The organism is Paraburkholderia sp. OAS925 (assembly GCF_040543975.1).
In the GTDB taxonomy this organism is placed as follows: Bacteria; Pseudomonadota; Gammaproteobacteria; order Burkholderiales; family Burkholderiaceae; genus Paraburkholderia; species Paraburkholderia graminis.
In genome coordinates this window covers 2,575,735-2,591,358 of the sequence record NZ_JBEUNO010000001.1, presented here as the reverse complement: position 1 = coordinate 2,591,358, position 15,624 = coordinate 2,575,735, and the positions used below count along the sequence as shown (strand labels likewise).

The following is a 15,624-nucleotide window of genomic DNA, read 5'->3' as shown; positions in this document are numbered from 1 at the left end:
GGTGTGCGGTACGAGTGCGCAGCGCGAGCCGCCTCTTTGAATCGCGTGATCCAGCCGAGTTGAAAGAGGCGCTGCGCCAGCGGTGCTGCTATGTACAGTGACGCGCTTATTCAGGCATCGAGCGGAACGAAATCGCGAAGCGGTTCCATGCGTTGATCGTGGAAACGAGCAGCGTGAGGTCGACCAGTTCTTCGTCGCTGAAGTGAGGGCGGACCGCTTCCCACACGGCGTCGGGCACGTGATCGTGCGAGATGAGCGTCAACGCTTCCGTCCATTCGAGCGCGGCGCGTTCGCGATCCGTGAAGAACGGTGTTTCGCGCCACGTCACGACCGTTGCAAGACGGCGGTCGGTTTCGCCGCCTTTACGGGCGTCGGTGGTATGCATGTCCACGCAGAACGCGCAGCCGTTGATCTGCGACGCACGCAGGCGAACCAGTTCCGCGAGCGACTTTTCAATCGACGATTTGCCGATGCGTTCTTCGAGGCCCAGCATTGCCTTGATCGCGGCGGGACTGGCTTTGTAGTAGTTCAGACGTTGTTTCATGATTCACTCCTTGGCTTTGGTGGGACGCATCCGGTGATGCGATGAGTGAATACTAGTCCCGGCATTGGCTTTGCAAAATGGCCATTTTCGACGATTTATAGGTGGCCACTTGAACGTCCGCAACCGGCTGCGAATCCCCGCTTAAGCGCCCTTGCTGGCTGTAATGGCATCGTTGCCGCGCTCACGGCGATTCGGTATGGTGGGTCATCACCTTATGAAGAGATAGCGAATGACGTCCGCCGCCGAGCCTGTTGTGCAACCTGGTTCACCGCCTATCCGCACCGACGTGCTGATCGTCGGCGCGGGTCCCGTTGGGCTCTTCGCCGCTTTCGAGGCCGGCGTGATCGGCTTGTCCTGCCAGATCGTCGATGCACTCGGCAAGATCGGCGGTCAATGCACCGAGCTCTATCCCGACAAGCCGATCTACGACATTCCCGCGATTCCATCGTGCACGGCGCGTGAACTCGTGGACCGCCTGCTCGCGCAATGCAAGCCGTTCGACGTGCCGATTCATCTCGAGCAGCGTGTGGAATCCGTCGAGCAGCGCAGCGACGGCCGGTGGACCGTGCGCACCGATCGCGGTCTTGTGTTCGACGTCGCGGCAATCATGCTGGCCGCGGGCAACGGTGCATTCGTGCCGCAAAAGCTGCCGCTTGCCGAAGCCGTGCCGCTCGAATCGCGCCATGTGCACTACAGCGTGCAGCGTCTCGCCGATTTCGCCGACAAGACCGTGGTCGTGGCAGGCGGCGGCGATTCCGCGCTCGACTGGGCGCTCGCGTTGCGCAAGGTCGCGCGGCGCGTGACGCTCGTGCATCGGCGCAACGGATTCAGCGCCGCCGATTCAAGCGTCGAGTTAATGCGGCGCGCGGTCGAAGCGGGCGAGATGGACTTTATCGTCGGCGCCATTTCAGGGTTGAAGGTGCAAAGCGACGCGCAAGAGAACGCCGAAAGCGGCGCGCTCAAATCCATCACATTGCGACATATCGAAGGCGAGACCGAGTTGCCGGCGGAACAGCTTGTCGTGCTATACGGACTGGTCGCGGACCTCGGTCCGATAGGGCAGTGGGGCTTGAGCCTGCACGGCGGCCGCGTCGATGTGGATACGTCCAACTACGAGAGCTCGCGGCCAGGCATCTTCGCGGTCGGCGACATCGCCAACTATCCGAACAAGCAGAAGCTGATTCTGTCGGGCTTTCACGAGGCGTCGCTCGCGCTGCGCAAAGCGTATTCGTATGCGTATCCCGAGCGCAAACGCGTGCACGTCCATTCGAGTTACGACGCGAAGCTCGCGGAAAAAGTCAGCGCGGCGAGGCTGAGCCTGCAAGACGATTGAAAGAGACCCGCTGGAGACCGCACGATTGCAAGATGGTCCGATCGCAGCGGGTCTTTTTTACATCACAAGCTGCTATTTTCCCGCAGGCTGACTCGCGGCCGCCGCCGCGCTGGCCGCCTTGTCTTTCTTCTTTGCTTCATGATGGCCGATCGCGCAGCCTGCTGCTGCGCCGGCCACGCCGTGGCCACCCGCAATATGTCCGCCGACGCCGCCGACCACCGCGCCTTTGGTGCAACCTTCGGCATGCGCCGCGGCGTGAACGAACGCGAATGAAACCACGAGAGCCGTGGCGAGAGAGGCATGTTTCAAGGCAAGCTCCTGATGTTGAATTGATCGTGTGTCGATAAAGCAAGTGCGAGACCTGACCCGTGTTTAGCGGTCTGAAAGGTTCGTTTCTTGCTGCGCGATGAGCGCTGCTCGACGAAGCGCCGGGCACTTCGCACGAGGGTCGGGCGCCGCGCCGCGCAGCGTGAGTCCCAGGTCGAAACGCAATCGGAGCCGAGCGGCATGCCACGCACGAGGACCGCGCGAATCACATCGGACAGGGCAAACTTTTTCGCGCGCCCGAGCGCGTGGTTCGTGCTGAGCCTGTTGTCCGCGAGCGCTGTTCTTCCATCCACAGCTTCTGCCGACTCCGCGCCCCTCGCTTATTTTCTCCATACCGCAGGGCCCGCTGCTGCGCCGACGATGCGCCTCGGCTGGGTGCTGACTGCAATCGTCGTGCTGGTGGTGCTGATCGTGAGCGGCTTGCTTGTCGTGGCGCTCGCTCGCAAGCGGCCTGCTGAACCGGCGGACACGATTGGTCCCGAAGCGGGCGGATTGCGCTGGATTTATGTGGGGACCGGTGCCTCGTGTGTGGCGTTGCTCGGCATGCTCGTCTACACGATGACGACGCTCGAATCCGTCGCTTCGCCCGCATCGCATGCGCGGCTTGTCATCACCGTGACCGCCTACGACTGGTGGTGGAAAGTCGATTACGCCGACGACCCCGACGCCGCGCGAAACTTCAGTACCGCCAACGAAATTCATGTTCCTGTCGGCGAGCCCGTGAAGGTGCGGTTAAAAAGCGCCGATGTCGTCCACGCGTTCTGGGTGCCGCAGCTTGCCGGCAAGACGCAGACCATTCCCGGTCAAACGAACGAGCAATGGATTCAGGCCGATCGTCCCGGCATTTATCGCGGACAGTGTTCGCAGTTCTGCGGCGCGCAGCATGCGCATATGGCCTTCGAAGTCGTCGCACAAAGCGCCGCCGATTTCGATGCGTGGCGAGACGCGCAAGGGCGCAACGCGATGCCGACGCAGGCATCGGCGCACGACGCGCACGACGCGCAATTCAGCGCGGGCAAGAAACTGTTCGACGAGCGCTGTGCCGGCTGCCACACGATACGCGGCACCGACGCGCACGGCTCGCAGGCCCCTGACCTCACGCATCTCGGCTCGCGACGTCTGATCGCGGCCGGTGCGCTGACGAACACGCCCGAGCATCTGCTCGACTGGGTACAGCACGCGCAGCGAATCAAACCGGAAGCATTGATGCCGAGCATCGCATTGACCACGAGCGATGCCGCCGCGCTGTCCGCTTATCTCGCGACGCTGCATTGAACCCGAGCCGGTCGCGAGTTTGCGCGACCGCCTAACGTAAGGAGCGCATTTCGATGTCCGATCATGCCGACGCGCCGAGCTCGGGCGCATCGTCTTCGTTAGCGGCTGCACATGCGCCGCGCCTCGCGCGCCGGCCGCGGCGCGGCCGCGTGCCGCCTGGCAGCGCCGACGAAAAACGCATGCGCGAGATCTGGGAAACGCCGCCGGGCTGGCGCGGCTGGCTTTCGTCGGTGGATCACAAGACGATCGGCTTGCGCTATCTGGTGACCGCGTTCTTGTTTCTGCTGATGGGCGGCGTCGAAGCGCTCATCATGCGCGTCCAGCTCGCGCGGCCGAATGCGACGGTGCTCACGCCTGAGCAGTACAACCAGCTCTTCACGATGCACGGCGTGACGATGATCTTTCTGTATGCGCTGCCTGTGCTGTCCGGCTTCTCGAACTACCTGTGGCCGCTTGTGCTGGGTTCGCGCGACATGGCTTTTCCGCGGCTCAATGCGCTGTCGTACTGGATCTTTCTATTCGCGGGCATCTTCCTGTACGCGAGCTTTCCGACCGGCCAGGCGCCCGACGCGGGATGGTTCAACTACGCGCCGCTCTCGGGCCTCGAATACAGCACCGGACCCAACATCGACGTCTACGCGCTCGGCATGGTGCTGCTCGGTATTTCAACGACAGTCGGCTCGATGAACTTCGTCGTGACGTTGCTGCGCATGCGCGCACCGGGCATGTCGCTCGATCGCGTGCCGGTGCTCGTATGGGGCACGCTCACTGCATCGGCCGGCAATCTGCTCGCGGTGCCGTCAGTGAGCCTCGCATTTTTCCTGCTGTGGATGGACCGCCGCATCGGCACGCATTTCTTCGACGTACTGAACGGCGGACGGCCGCTGCTCTGGCAGCATCTGTTCTGGATCTTCGCGCATCCGTGGGTCTATGCGGTCGTGTTGCCGGCGATGGGCATCGTGTCCGATGCGTTGCCGGTGTTCTGCCGGCGCCCGCTGGTCGGCTACGGTCCTGTCGCGCTCGCCACCGTCGCGACGATGGCGATTGGTTTCGTCGTGTGGATTCACCACATGTTCGCGACCGGAATTCCGGCGCTCGCGCTGTCGTTTTTCGGCGCGGCGAGCATGGTGATCGCGATCCCGAGCGCAGTGGCCACGTTTGCGTGGATCGCGACCATCTGGACGGGGCGGCCGGTGTTTCGCGTGCCGTTCCTGTTTTTCGCGGGCTTCGTTTTTCTGTTCGTGGTGGGCGGCGTTTCGGGCGTGCTGACCGCGGCCGTGCCGTTCGACTGGCAACTCACCGACACCTACTTCGTCGTCGCGCATCTGCATTACGTGCTGCTCGGCATCAACGTGTTCCCGGTGATCGGCGGCATCTACTTCTGGTTTCCTAAGTTCACCGGCAAGATGATGAGCGAGCGTCTTGGCAAGCTTGGTTTCTGGGTGATGTTCGCGGGCTTCAACATCGGCTTTTTCCCGATGCATATCGCGGGGCTGCTCGGCATGCCGCGCCGCATCTACACGTATCCCGCCGATATGGGCTGGAATACGGTGAACCTCGTTACGTCGCTCGGCTCCTTTCTGTTTGCGTTCGGTATCCTGATCTTTCTCGCCGATCTCGCGGTGAGTCTGAAGCGCGGCAAGCCGGCAGGCAATAATCCGTGGGACGCACCATCGCTCGAATGGGCCGTGAGTTCGCCGCCGCCGCCGTACAACTTCGCGGTGGTGCCGACGCTCGCGAGCCGCCATCCGCTGTGGGAAGGCCGTATCGAGGAACCCGGCAACGCGGGCAACGTGCGCTCGCAAATCGACGAAGGTTATCTGCTGGCGGAAGGGCGCGAGGCGCTCGGTACGACCGCGCTCGAAGCGAATCCCGACGTGATTCTGAAGATGCCTGGCGACTCGTACGCGCCGTTCTTCCTTGCGTTGTTCGCCGCGCTTTTCTTCGCGGCGCTCGCGCTCGCGGCGTGGCTTTTCGCGGGCGCGATGCTGGCGGGCTGCGCGGTGTCGATCATCGTATGGCTGTGGCCGGAGCGCGAACTGATTCAGCGCGAACCGGTTGCCGTCCACGACGCCGGAGGCTGACATGAGCGACGCCGTCAACCTGCAGCGCTCATCGCGTGAGCCTCGCGAGCCGGACGAACCGGCGGGTCTGTTGCCGATAGGCAGCGCGGGCGAGCGTTCGGGCGGCTGGTGGGGTTGCCTCACGCTTGTGCTGACCGAAGGTGCATTGTTCGGATACCTGATCTTCACGTATCTGTATCTCGCTTCGCAAAATCCGCAGCACTGGCCGCCGGAAGGTTTGCCCAAACTCACGCTCGGCGTCGTCAACACAGTCATTCTGCTGACTAGCAGCGTGTTCGTCTGGCTATGCGAGCGTTGCGTGCGCCGCCGACGCGTGCGCTGGGCAGTCGCGTCGATGGCCACGGGTGTCGTGCTCGGCATCGTCTTCATGGGCATTCAGCTTGCGGAGTGGCACGACCATCCTTACGGGCTTACGACGCATCTGTATGGCTCGCTCTACTTCACGATCACCGGCTTTCATATGGCGCACGTCGCCGTCGGCATCGTCGTGTTGCTGTTGCTGCTCATATGGACCGCGCTCGGCTATTTCGACGAGCGGCGTTGCGCGGCGTTGAAGATCGGCGGACTGTATTGGCATTTCGTCGATATCGTCTGGCTGTTCATCTTCAGCACGCTGTATCTGACGCCTTACCTCTTTCAGGAGTGGTCATGGCCCAGGACATGAACACGCCTTCGACGAGCCCATTGCCCGGCGCGCCGCACCCGCTGCGCCATGTGCTGATCGGTCTGCTGGTCGCGCCGCTCGCCTGGCTCTTGCAGATGACCGTCGCCGAAATGCTCGCTGCGCAAAGCTGTTATCCGTTCGATCATCCGTTATCCGAACCAATTCTGCCGTGGATGAAAACCGCGCTCATCGTGCTCGGCGCATTGTGCCTCGCGGCGGGCTCATTCGGCACCTGGGTCGCGTGGCGCGAAATGCGGCAGCTTGCGCCGGTCGAGTGGGCCGCGCTCGATGCCGCGCGCCGCAAGCGGGTAGAGTTGCAGCGCTTTCTGCTGAGGGTCGCGGCGTTGTGCAGCACGCTGTTTCTGGTCGCTTTGATTGCGGTCGACGCCGCCATCGCGATCGTCTCGCCGTGCAAATGGTGGTGACGATGCGCGGCCTTCGTGATTTTATCGTGATGCGCGGCGGCCGCCTGGTGCCGCGAGGTTGGCGCGCGGGCAGTGTGGCCGCGGTCGCGCTCGCGGTGATGGGCATGTTGTTGCACGATGCCGCGAGCCATGCGCGAGAAGCCGCGGCGAGCGGGGCGGGCAAGGGCATAACCAGCACCGCAACGAACAGCACGGCCACGGGCGAGGCCAACGCCAACACCAACGCTACCAACACCAACCCCACCGAAATCGCCCGCGGCGCCTACCTCGCGAAAGCCGCCGATTGCGCCGGCTGCCACACAGCCCCGCCGCGCATCCCCCAGCCTGGCGCGAAGCCGGTAGCGACGCCGCCGTTCGCGGGCGGCCTCGGCATGGGCTCGCCGTTCGGCACCATCTATTCGTCGAACATCACACCCGATCCGCAAGCGGGCATCGGCCGCTACAGCTACGAAGACTTTGCGCGCGCGTTGCGCGAGGGCGTCGCGCGAGGCGGCAAGCGGCTTTATCCGGCGATGCCATACCCATCGTTTTCGAAGATCACCGACGACGACATGCACGCCCTCTACGCGTACTTTATGCACGGCGTGCAGCCTGTGCCGACACCCGCGCCGACGACGCGTCTGCCGTTCCCGTTCAACCAGCGTTGGGCGCTGCTGTTCTGGGACTGGGTTTTTGCGCCGACCAGGCAGTACCAGCCGGACCCCGCGCATGACGCGCAATGGAACCGCGGCGCCTACCTCGTGCAATCGCTCGGACATTGCGGCGCGTGCCACACGCCGCGCGGCCCCGCGTTCAACGAGCGCGGCTACAGCCATTCGAGTTCGACGTATCTGACGGGCGGCACCAACGACAACTGGTTCGCCTCGAACCTCACCGCCGATCCCGGGTCGGGCCTCGGCCGATTTTCCGCCGACGACATCGCCGCCTTCCTCAAAGCCGGCCACGGCGGCGGACTCGTGACTTTCGGCAGCATGGTGCAAGTGGTCGAAGACAGCACCCAGTACCTGAGCGATGCCGACCGCGCCGCCATCGCCGCATATCTGAAGAGCCTGCCGCCGCGCGCGCCGAACGGCCGCTTCAACGCAAACTCGCGCGCCGCGCAGCAGACCGTGCGGGCGCTCAGAACCGGCGACGTCGAGCGGCCCGGCGCCGGCATCTACGCAACGTATTGCGCGCGATGTCATCAGATGGACGGCGCCGGCGTGCCGCAAAAGTATCCGCGGCTGGCGGGCAATCCCGCCGTGCTCGGGGCATCGAGTACATCGCTCGTGCGCTTGCTGGTCGAAGGCGGCGAGAGTCCGCACACACTCAGCGGTCCGGAGCCGCGCAAGATGCCGTCCTTCACGGACAAACTGACCGATAACGAAATGGCGCGCGTGCTGACGTTTATCCGCAATACGTGGGGCAACGCGGCTGCGCCGGTGACGTCGCGCGATGTGTCGCGTGTGCGGGCGAAGCTGGGGAAGTAGCGCCTCAAACAGCGCCTGGAATAGCGCCTGGAATAGCGCCTCGGAATAGCGTCGCCGCGTCCGGCGATCGGCACATGGTTTGCTTCTCCTTGGCATCTGCTGCCGGTACTGCGCATGGCCTTGCCTTCATCGAACGGAGGCGGGCCGGACCCGGAGGACAAAACAATGATGGACGCGATTTATCTGCTGTTCGGGCAAGGGCGCGATCTCGACCCGCTGCAGATGAGCCTGCGCGCGGTCGTCGTGTTTCTGATCGCACTCGTGCTGATCAGGATCTCCGGACGGCGTTCGTTGGGACAGCGCTCGCCGTTCGATTCGGTGGTGGTCATTCTGCTGGGCGCCACGTTGAGCCGCGCGATCGTGGGCGCCTCGCCGTTCGTCGCGACTGTGCTGGCGTCGCTCGTGATCGTCGTTTGCCATCGCCTGCTTGCGTGGATCTGCATGCGCTCGCATGCGATCGAGCGGCTCGTCGGCGGCGTCGAGCGCGAGCTGTTCAGCAACGGCGCATTCAACGACGATCAACTGCAGGCCGCGCTGATGACCTCGAACGATGTGCGGGAAAGCGTGCGGCAGAAGATCGGCTCCCGCTCGCTCGACAAGGTCGCCGCGGCGATTCTCGAGCGCAACGGCGAAGTGAGCGTGATCCGCAAGGAGCAGTGAATTCGGCGCGGCGGGCAGCGGGGCAGACGAGCAGCGCGGGAGACCTGCAGCGCGACAGACGAGCAGCGTGGCAGACGAGCAGCGCGACAGACGAGCAGCGTGGCAGACGAGCAGCGCGACAGACGAGCAGCGTGGCAGACGAGCAGCGCGACAGACCAGCAGCGCGACAGGTAAGTCACCAGCTCGCCAAGCCACCAGCCCCCGCAGCCCGCGCTATCGGCTCGTCGTCAGCCGCGCCCACCGCGCGAGATTTCTTCCCCGGCGCCACGCGGCAGCCGCAACGTCACCGGAATCGACGCGAACGAGCACAATCCCACCACGAGAAACGCGGGCCAGAAATCCGACCACATGATCGCGTCGTGGCCGTTCAGCATGCGTGAAATCTGCAGCACGATGCCGCCGACCGTCACGCCGAGACCGAGCGACATCTGTTGCACGACACTGCCGAGGCTCGTCGCCCGCCCGACGTCGCGGCTCGCGATTTCCGCGTAGGTCAACGAATTGAGACTCGTGAATTGCAGCGCGGGAAAGAAGCCGCCGAGCAGCACCACGACCCAGATGATCCACGTCGGCGTGCCGGGAAAAAACAGCCCGCACGCCGCGATCGAAACGCCCGACAGCGCCGCGTTGACCACCAGCACCGAGCGAAAACCATAGCGATGCAGCACGCGCGACGCGACCGTGCGCATGAACATGCCGCCGAATGCCGACGCGCAGGTAATCAGGCCGGACTGAAACGCGCTCATGCCGTGTCCTTCCTGAAGCATCAGCGGCAGCAGGAACGGCAGCGCGCCGAGACCGATGCGAAACAGCGATCCGCCGAGCACGCTCGCCTGAAACGTCGGCACCTTGAAAAAGCGCAAATCGAGCAGCGGCAGCCGCGCGCGCTGCGCATACACGACGTAAAGCACCAGCAGCACCGCGCCGACCCCGCACATGCCGAACGCGTCGCGATTGGCGATCAGCTCGCCGCCGATCAGCGACAACCCGAGCAGAAGCAGCACCGCGCCCGCCGCCGACAGAAAAAAGCCGATCCAGTCGAGCGGGCCGGGATGCGGCTCGCGCGTGTTGGCGATGTGCTTGTTCGTCAGATAGATGCCGAGGATGCCGATCGGCACGTTGATAAAGAAAATCAGGCGCCAGTGCAGATAAGTCGTGATGAAGCCGCCGAGCAGCGGCCCGGCTGCGGGGCCGAGCATCGCGGGCACGCTCAGATAATTCATCGCGCGGATGAAGTCGGCCTTGTGCACGACCCGGAAGATGATGATGCGGCCGACCGGCACCATCATCGCGCCGCCGACGCCCTGGACGAAGCGCGCGAGCGTGAAGGTGGCCAGCGAATTCGACGCCGCGCACAGCAGCGAGCCGGCCACGAAGATGCCGATTGCCGTGCGAAACACGGTGCGAGCGCCGAAGCGGTCGGCGAGCCACCCGCAAACGGGGATGAACACGCCGAGCCCGAGCACGTAGCTCGTGACCGCGATTTTCAGCGCCACCGGGTCGCGCCCGAAGTCGCGCGCCATCGCGGGCAGGGCGGTGACGATCACGTTGGCGTCGACGCTTTCCATGAACATCGCGCACGCGACGATCAGAGGCGCTATCAGGGCGGTGCGGGCGGCGGTCATGGACAAAGCTGCGGCGGGCGGTCGCAGGCAAAGGGGTCATTATTGCACCTGTACGGTGCGGTTTGTTAATACTGCGGGCCTGCATGCCGCCCTTTTTGCGGTCATCGACCTCGGAGCGCGCTGCCGACGCCGCTGTGATTCTTGCGCAACAGCTTTATTTTTTGTTGCACTGCGCAACGAGAGGACTATAATCGGGTTATTCCCTAGGTAGAAACCCTATACAGGAGCCTCGATATGAACACCGCCACGAACGCTGCATCCGCCCGTAACACCGTCGCCGCCAAGGGCAACTGGCTCGCGAAACTGCGCGCTCTCGCGCTGCACGCACTGAATCTGCATCTGCAAAACTGCGCCGTGATCGCTGAGGCGCATCGCCGCCCGCAGTAAGCGGCAAACGCGGCCGGGCACGCTGAAAGGCGCTGTCGACGGTCGCGCGTTAAAGACGGTCGCGCGTCAAACGAACGCGGGTCAGCAAGCAACAAGCGGCGCATTTCGCGCCGCTTTTGCTTTGTGAACGCCGCGCGCTTCCCGTGGCTTATTCGCGGCTGACTCGCGGCTTACTCGCGGCTTACTCGCCCGAACGACGCGGCAAACGGATAAGCGTAACCGTTCGCCGCATTTTCGCCGCTCGCGCGGACCAGGCGCTCATCGCCAGCACGGTCGACGCGAGGGCCGCCAGATACAAGCCCGCCATCATCCAATCCTGTTCGGCCATCATCGTTTCTCCCGTCAAGTGCCCCGTTTGTGCGACCAACGGATCGCATCTCGCGAGGCTATTGCTTGCGATTACGGCACTTGCGGCAAAAAGCTTAGCCAGCCGTGGCTCACAGCTCACGTCAACCCGCGACGAATCTTCGTTGACCGTCCACGATTAGCGTTTAAACTTCAGCCCCCTGACTTCCGGGCCGGCCGGCGCGGCGCGGGTTCCGCCCAGGTTAAACCCCGGCGCAAAGGCCCGCAGTGTCAACCTTTTGATCTGCTTGCCGTTATCCAGTTGTAATCGCCGCAAGGCGACCTGGCGGCAGACGGCCCGTCGCCGCGACAGCTGACAGCTCCACGCAAGGCCCGCATTGACCATGTTCCATCGATATAAGAATAAATTCGACCGGCTGGGCGCGATGTTCGTCCGCGCATCCAAAGCGCGAGGCATCAGGGGATTGCTCTCGCCCGTGCTCGCGCTGGCGATCTGCGCGCTGCTGCTCGGCGTGCTCCAGCATTTGTCGCAGGCCGTCGACTACCGCTCGGTGATGCACGAGCTGCGCCGCTTGTCCGCCTCCGAGTGGACCGCCGCGCTGGCCGCCACGGCGCTCAGCTACGTGGCGCTCGTCGGCCGCGATGCAGTCGGCTTGCGCTACCTGGGTGCGAGTGTGCCGCGCCCGGCGCTATGGATCGGCGCGACGGCCGGCTCGGCGCTCGGCAACGCCACCGGCTTCGGCGCGTTGACGGGCGGCGCGGTGCGCGCCCGCGTGTATGGCGCCTCGAGCATCACGCCCGCGCAGATCGGCCGCATGACGGTCTTCACGAGCGTCTCGCTCGCGCTTGCACTGGTCCTGATGACGGCGTTCGGCATGGTCTGCCTCGCCAGCCCGCTTGCACCGATGCTGCATCTTTCGCCCGGCACCGTCCGCTGGGTCGGTGCGTTGCTGCTCGCCGCGCTGATTCTGCTGACCGCCGCATGCCGCGCCGAGACGCGCGCGATCCGCACGCGCTGGCAATGGCTTTCGTTCGACATCCCCGCGCGCCGCGATCTGCTCGAGCAAGTCGGCCTTGCGGTCGTCGACGTGATCGCCGCCGGCCTCGCGTTGTGGGCGCTGCTGCCGCATGCACACGTGAGCTTCGTCACCTTCATTACCGTCTATGCCGCGGCCATGCTGCTCGGCCTGATCGGCCATACGCCCGGCGGCGTCGGCGTGTTCGAAGCGGCGATGGTGTTCACGCTGAACGGCAGCGTCGCGACCCAGCAAATGGTCGCCGCGCTGCTCGCTTATCGAGCGATCTACTTCGGCGCGCCGCTCGTCGTATCGGCTGCGCTGCTCGCGGGTTTCGAGGGCCGCGCGCTGAAAGGCCGTCTGCCGCTGCGCCATGCGGCGGCCGCGTCGAAACTCGCGCCGCTGTTTCTGAGCCTCGTCACGTTCGTGGTCGGCGGCATGCTGGTGATCTCGAGTGCGACGCCCGCGTTCTGGCAGCGCCTTCATATTCTTCGCGACGTGCTGCCGCTGTGGGTGCTCGAAAGCTCGCAGATGCTGTGCAGCGTGCTCGGCGTGCTGCTGCTGTTCGTCGCGCGCGGGCTGCTGCGGCGTCTCGATGCCGCCTGGTGGATGACCTTGCTGCTCGCGGTGCTGAGCCTCGCGTTGTCGCTGACCAAGGGGCTGGCATTCGTCGAAGCCGGTGTGTTGTGCACGCTGATCGTGCTGCTGCTCGCGACGCGCCGGCGCTTCAATCGTCATTCGTCGCTGTTCGCCGAGCGCTTCACGGCCGGCTGGCTCGTCTCGGTCGCGATGGTGCTGATGCTCGCGACGTGGGTCATGCTGTTCGCGTTCCGCGACGTTCCTTATACGCGTGACCTGTGGTGGCAATTCGCCTTCGACGAACGCGCGCCGCGTGCGCTGCGCGCAACGCTCGCTGCGAGCCTGTTCGCCGCGACGTTCTCGTTCTGGCAGTTGCTGCGTCCCGCGCCGGGCCACTTCGTGAAGCCCGCGCCGGAAGATTTGCAGGACGCGGCGCGCATCGTGCGCGCGCAGGAGCGCAGCGACGCCGGCCTCGCACTGATGGGCGACAAGAGCTTCCTGTTCTCGGAGTCGCGGCAAGCGTTCCTGATGTACGCGAAATACGGCCGCACGTGGGCCGCGCTGCACGATCCCGTGGGTCCGCGCGCGGAGTGGGCCGGTCTCATCAGCAAGTTCGTCGCGCTCGCGCATGCGCACGGCGGACGCGCGGCCTTCTACCAGGTGCGCGCGAACGCGTTACCGCTCTATCTCGACGCGGGCCTCTCGCTGATGAAGCTCGGCGAGGAAGCGCACGTCGTGCTCGATGATTTCGATCTCAAGGGCTCGCACCGCGCGCATCTGCGCTACGCGCTCAAGCGCGGCGAGCGCGACGGCTTCACGGTCGAAGTGATCGACCAGGCGAACGTGCCGGCGTCGCTCGAAACGTTGCGCGGCATTTCCAACGGCTGGCTCAATAGCCGCGATGCGCGCGAGAAGAGCTTTTCGGTCGCCGCTTTCACCGACGAATACCTCGCCGCGCAATCGGTGATGCTGGTCCGCCAGAACGGCGAGCCGGTCGCGTTCGTCACCTTCATGACGACCGACCTGAACACCGAGGCGACCGTCGGCGTGATGCGTCACGTGGAAAGCGCGTCGCCGTACGCGATGGAATATCTGTTCACGCAACTGGCCTTGCATCTGAAGCAGGCCGGTTTCCGCTCGCTGAGTCTCGGCATCGCGCCGCTCTCGGGCATGCAGCCGACGCCGCTTGCGTCGCGCTGGCACCGGCTTGCCGGCATCGTGTGGCGCTTCGGCGGCCGCTTCTATAACTTCCGCGGACTGCGCGCTTTCAAGAGCAAGTTCCAGCCGCATTGGGAGCCGCGCTATCTCGCGGCGTCGGGTTCGGTGGGCGTGGTCTTCACGCTCGCGGACCTGTCATTGCTGGCGGGAGGCCGGCGTTCATGACTTTGCAATCGTTTTTCAGGCTCGCCGTCGTGGCGGGCCTCGTGGCGGGCAGCACGCTCGCGAACGCGGCGACGACCACCATTTCCGGCGGCCGCTACGGCAACGTCACCGTCACGCAGCCGGTCGGTCCCCTGCGCGGCTTCGTGGTGCTTTACTCGCAGGCGAGCGGCTGGAGCGCGGCCGATCAGCAAAGCGCCGACGCGCTGGCGAAGCAGGGCGCATTGACCGTCGGCGTGGATACCGCGCGCTATGCCGCGAAGCTCGCGACCGATCCTGCGCAGAAGAAAGAAGCCTGCCATCAGCTCGTCGGCGATGCCGAAGCGTTGAGCCATCAACTCGAGCGGCAGTCGCTGTCGAACCATTACTTCGCGCCGATCGTCGCGGGCACGGGCCAGGGCGCGACGCTCGCGATGCAGGTGCTGGAGCAGGCGCCGTCGAACACGATCGCCGGGGCTGTCGTCGTGGATGCGGAGCACACGCTCGATCCGCGCTTCAAGCCGTGCCCGCCCGATTCGACGATCATTCGCGACAAGATTCCGGGCTTCGTCGAAAAGGCATCGACGGGCAACGCAGGCAACGCAGGCAACGCAGGCAACGCCGACCGCGCGCGTCTTGTCGCGCTGATCGCGCCGCATCTGCAAACCGTGTCGACGCATGACGAGGACGTCTCCGATCTGCCGCTCATCGAACTGCCCGCCGCGCATCCGAACGGCCTGATGGCCGTCGTGATTTCCGGCGACGGCGGCTGGCGCGATCTCGACAAGACCATCGCCCAGGCGTTGCAGAAAGACGGCGTGTCGGTGATCGGCATCGACAGTCTGCGCTACTTCTGGAGCGAGAAGCCGCCCGCGCAAACGAGCCGCGACCTCGCGCGCGTGATGCAAACCTACGGCGCGCGCTGGCATGCCGAGCACATTGCACTGATCGGCTATTCGTTCGGCGCGGACGTGATGCCGTTCGCGTATAACCGCTTGCCCGAGGCGTTGCGCGCGAAGGTGTCGCTGATCTCGCTGCTCGGCTTTGCGCCTGACGCGGATTTCCAGATTCGCGTCGGCGGCTGGCTCGGCATGCCCGCGAGCGACAAGGCGCTGAAAGTGCGCCCTGAACTGGCGCGTGTGCCGCCCGCGATCGTGCAATGCATCTACGGCCAGAACGAGGAGGACACGCTGTGTCCGACGCTGACGAAGACCGGCATCGAAGTGATTCGCACGTCGGGCGACCATCATTTCGGCGGCGATTACAACGCGCTCGAGCGGCGCATTCTGAGTTCGTTCAAGAAGCAGAGCGGCGTGCGGGATTGAGTGCGCTGATCGCGCGCTCGTTTCGCACGGTGGACTCGCGGCACACTTGCATTGACAAATCCTGACCAGTCAACGATGATCGTCCGCATGAACTGCCTCGACATCCGTATTGCGCTGATTATTAGCATCATTCATCGAATGGTGGGTTAGCGCGCGTCTGATAGCAGTCACACATAACCCGCCCCACGAGGCGGGTTTTTTATGTCCGCTTGCTCCGCCTCCTGGTCGACTTTCGATGACACGTCC

The 15,624-nt window shown here is 64.6% G+C and carries 15 protein-coding genes; 10 read left to right on the top strand and 5 right to left on the bottom strand.

Going from position 1 to position 15,624, the window contains the following annotated elements; all coding sequences use genetic code 11:
* Positions 1-106: 106 nt before the first annotated feature.
* On the bottom strand, positions 107-544 hold the full coding sequence (locus tag ABIE53_RS11320) for a carboxymuconolactone decarboxylase family protein (protein WP_029968571.1): 438 nt from the start codon (positions 542-544) through the stop codon (positions 107-109).
* A 229-nt stretch (positions 545-773) separates the two neighbouring features.
* Between ABIE53_RS11320 and ABIE53_RS11315 the strand changes: the two genes are divergently transcribed.
* The gene (locus tag ABIE53_RS11315) at positions 774-1,877 is read left to right on the top strand and encodes an NAD(P)/FAD-dependent oxidoreductase (protein ID WP_376915172.1); all 1,104 of its coding nucleotides are present in this window, start codon (positions 774-776) and stop codon (positions 1,875-1,877) included.
* A gap of 72 nt (positions 1,878-1,949) precedes the next feature.
* Here ABIE53_RS11315 and ABIE53_RS11310 read toward each other — a convergent pair whose 3' ends face one another.
* Positions 1,950-2,186: a hypothetical protein gene (locus tag ABIE53_RS11310; RefSeq protein ID WP_006053184.1), complete on the bottom strand. Its 237-nt coding sequence runs from the start codon at positions 2,184-2,186 to the stop codon at positions 1,950-1,952.
* Between the two features lie 198 nt (positions 2,187-2,384).
* On the opposite strand from ABIE53_RS11310, the gene coxB reads away from it, so the two are divergent.
* The 6 genes from coxB to ABIE53_RS11280 all read left to right on the top strand — a co-directional run bounded on the left by coxB (position 2,385) and on the right by ABIE53_RS11280 (position 8,781).
* A complete protein-coding gene (gene coxB / locus ABIE53_RS11305; RefSeq protein WP_114156712.1) occupies positions 2,385-3,479 on the top strand; it encodes a cytochrome c oxidase subunit II in 1,095 nt (364 codons plus the stop codon).
* Positions 3,480-3,532: 53 nt separating this feature from the next.
* Positions 3,533-5,563: a cytochrome c oxidase subunit I gene (gene ctaD / locus ABIE53_RS11300; protein ID WP_114156164.1), complete on the top strand. Its 2,031-nt coding sequence runs from the start codon at positions 3,533-3,535 to the stop codon at positions 5,561-5,563.
* A gap of 1 nt (position 5,564) precedes the next feature.
* Positions 5,565-6,227, top strand: a complete 663-nt coding sequence (locus ABIE53_RS11295; protein ID WP_114156163.1) for a cytochrome c oxidase subunit 3 — start codon at positions 5,565-5,567, stop codon at positions 6,225-6,227.
* Positions 6,212-6,652 (top strand): hypothetical protein, encoded by a 441-nt coding sequence (locus ABIE53_RS11290; protein ID WP_029968560.1) that lies wholly within the window; start codon positions 6,212-6,214, stop codon positions 6,650-6,652. The genes ABIE53_RS11295 and ABIE53_RS11290 overlap by 16 nt, the downstream gene beginning before the upstream one ends.
* Positions 6,653-6,654: 2 nt before the next feature.
* Positions 6,655-8,121: a c-type cytochrome gene (locus ABIE53_RS11285; protein ID WP_114156711.1), complete on the top strand. Its 1,467-nt coding sequence runs from the start codon at positions 6,655-6,657 to the stop codon at positions 8,119-8,121.
* A 165-nt stretch (positions 8,122-8,286) separates the two neighbouring features.
* On the top strand, positions 8,287-8,781 hold the full coding sequence (locus ABIE53_RS11280; protein ID WP_053858148.1) for a DUF421 domain-containing protein: 495 nt from the start codon (positions 8,287-8,289) through the stop codon (positions 8,779-8,781).
* Between the two features lie 227 nt (positions 8,782-9,008).
* On the opposite strand, the gene ABIE53_RS11275 is transcribed toward ABIE53_RS11280, so the two are convergent.
* Entirely contained in the window at positions 9,009-10,406 is a 1,398-nt protein-coding gene (locus ABIE53_RS11275) for an MFS transporter (RefSeq protein ID WP_114156162.1), read from the bottom strand.
* 234 nt (positions 10,407-10,640) lie between these two features.
* Here ABIE53_RS11275 and ABIE53_RS11270 point away from each other — a divergent pair, with 234 nt between their 5' ends.
* A complete protein-coding gene (locus ABIE53_RS11270; RefSeq protein ID WP_013588207.1) occupies positions 10,641-10,793 on the top strand; it encodes a hypothetical protein in 153 nt (50 codons plus the stop codon).
* 181 nt (positions 10,794-10,974) lie between these two features.
* Here ABIE53_RS11270 and ABIE53_RS11265 read toward each other — a convergent pair whose 3' ends face one another.
* Both ABIE53_RS11265 and ABIE53_RS11260 read right to left on the bottom strand, forming a co-directional pair.
* The gene (locus ABIE53_RS11265; protein ID WP_165919781.1) at positions 10,975-11,121 is read right to left on the bottom strand and encodes a hypothetical protein; all 147 of its coding nucleotides are present in this window, start codon (positions 11,119-11,121) and stop codon (positions 10,975-10,977) included.
* Between the two features lie 156 nt (positions 11,122-11,277).
* Positions 11,278-11,484, bottom strand: a complete 207-nt coding sequence (locus ABIE53_RS11260) for a hypothetical protein (RefSeq protein ID WP_006053305.1) — start codon at positions 11,482-11,484, stop codon at positions 11,278-11,280.
* Between the two features lie 40 nt (positions 11,485-11,524).
* On the opposite strand from ABIE53_RS11260, the gene mprF reads away from it, so the two are divergent.
* Together mprF and ABIE53_RS11250 are read left to right on the top strand one after the other, a co-directional pair.
* A complete protein-coding gene (gene mprF / locus ABIE53_RS11255) occupies positions 11,525-14,077 on the top strand; it encodes a bifunctional lysylphosphatidylglycerol flippase/synthetase MprF (protein WP_244231001.1) in 2,553 nt (850 codons plus the stop codon).
* Complete coding sequence (locus tag ABIE53_RS11250) at positions 14,074-15,378, top strand: virulence factor family protein (protein ID WP_114156160.1); 1,305 nt, start codon at positions 14,074-14,076, stop codon at positions 15,376-15,378. The genes mprF and ABIE53_RS11250 overlap by 4 nt, the downstream gene beginning before the upstream one ends.
* Positions 15,379-15,624 lie beyond the last annotated feature (246 nt).

Bases quoted from the DNA above. Each gene is read 5' to 3' on its own strand.
- ABIE53_RS11280 (WP_053858148.1), top strand. From the start codon at position 8,287: ATGATGGACGCGATTTATCTGCTGTTCGGGCAAGGGCGCGATCTCGAC.
- ABIE53_RS11285 (WP_114156711.1), top strand. From the start codon at position 6,655: ATGCGCGGCCTTCGTGATTTTATCGTGATGCGCGGCGGCCGCCTGGTG.
- ctaD (WP_114156164.1), top strand. From the start codon at position 3,533: ATGTCCGATCATGCCGACGCGCCGAGCTCGGGCGCATCGTCTTCGTTA.
- ABIE53_RS11320 (WP_029968571.1), bottom strand. From the start codon at position 544: ATGAAACAACGTCTGAACTACTACAAAGCCAGTCCCGCCGCGATCAAG.
- ABIE53_RS11265 (WP_165919781.1), bottom strand. From the start codon at position 11,121: ATGGCCGAACAGGATTGGATGATGGCGGGCTTGTATCTGGCGGCCCTC.
- coxB (WP_114156712.1), top strand. From the start codon at position 2,385: ATGCCACGCACGAGGACCGCGCGAATCACATCGGACAGGGCAAACTTT.
- ABIE53_RS11315 (WP_376915172.1), top strand. From the start codon at position 774: ATGACGTCCGCCGCCGAGCCTGTTGTGCAACCTGGTTCACCGCCTATC.
- ABIE53_RS11290 (WP_029968560.1), top strand. From the start codon at position 6,212: ATGGCCCAGGACATGAACACGCCTTCGACGAGCCCATTGCCCGGCGCG.
- ABIE53_RS11260 (WP_006053305.1), bottom strand. From the start codon at position 11,484: ATGGTCAATGCGGGCCTTGCGTGGAGCTGTCAGCTGTCGCGGCGACGG.
- ABIE53_RS11275 (WP_114156162.1), bottom strand. From the start codon at position 10,406: ATGACCGCCGCCCGCACCGCCCTGATAGCGCCTCTGATCGTCGCGTGC.
- mprF (WP_244231001.1), top strand. From the start codon at position 11,525: ATGTTCGTCCGCGCATCCAAAGCGCGAGGCATCAGGGGATTGCTCTCG.
- ABIE53_RS11270 (WP_013588207.1), top strand. From the start codon at position 10,641: ATGAACACCGCCACGAACGCTGCATCCGCCCGTAACACCGTCGCCGCC.
- ABIE53_RS11250 (WP_114156160.1), top strand. From the start codon at position 14,074: ATGACTTTGCAATCGTTTTTCAGGCTCGCCGTCGTGGCGGGCCTCGTG.
- ABIE53_RS11295 (WP_114156163.1), top strand. From the start codon at position 5,565: ATGAGCGACGCCGTCAACCTGCAGCGCTCATCGCGTGAGCCTCGCGAG.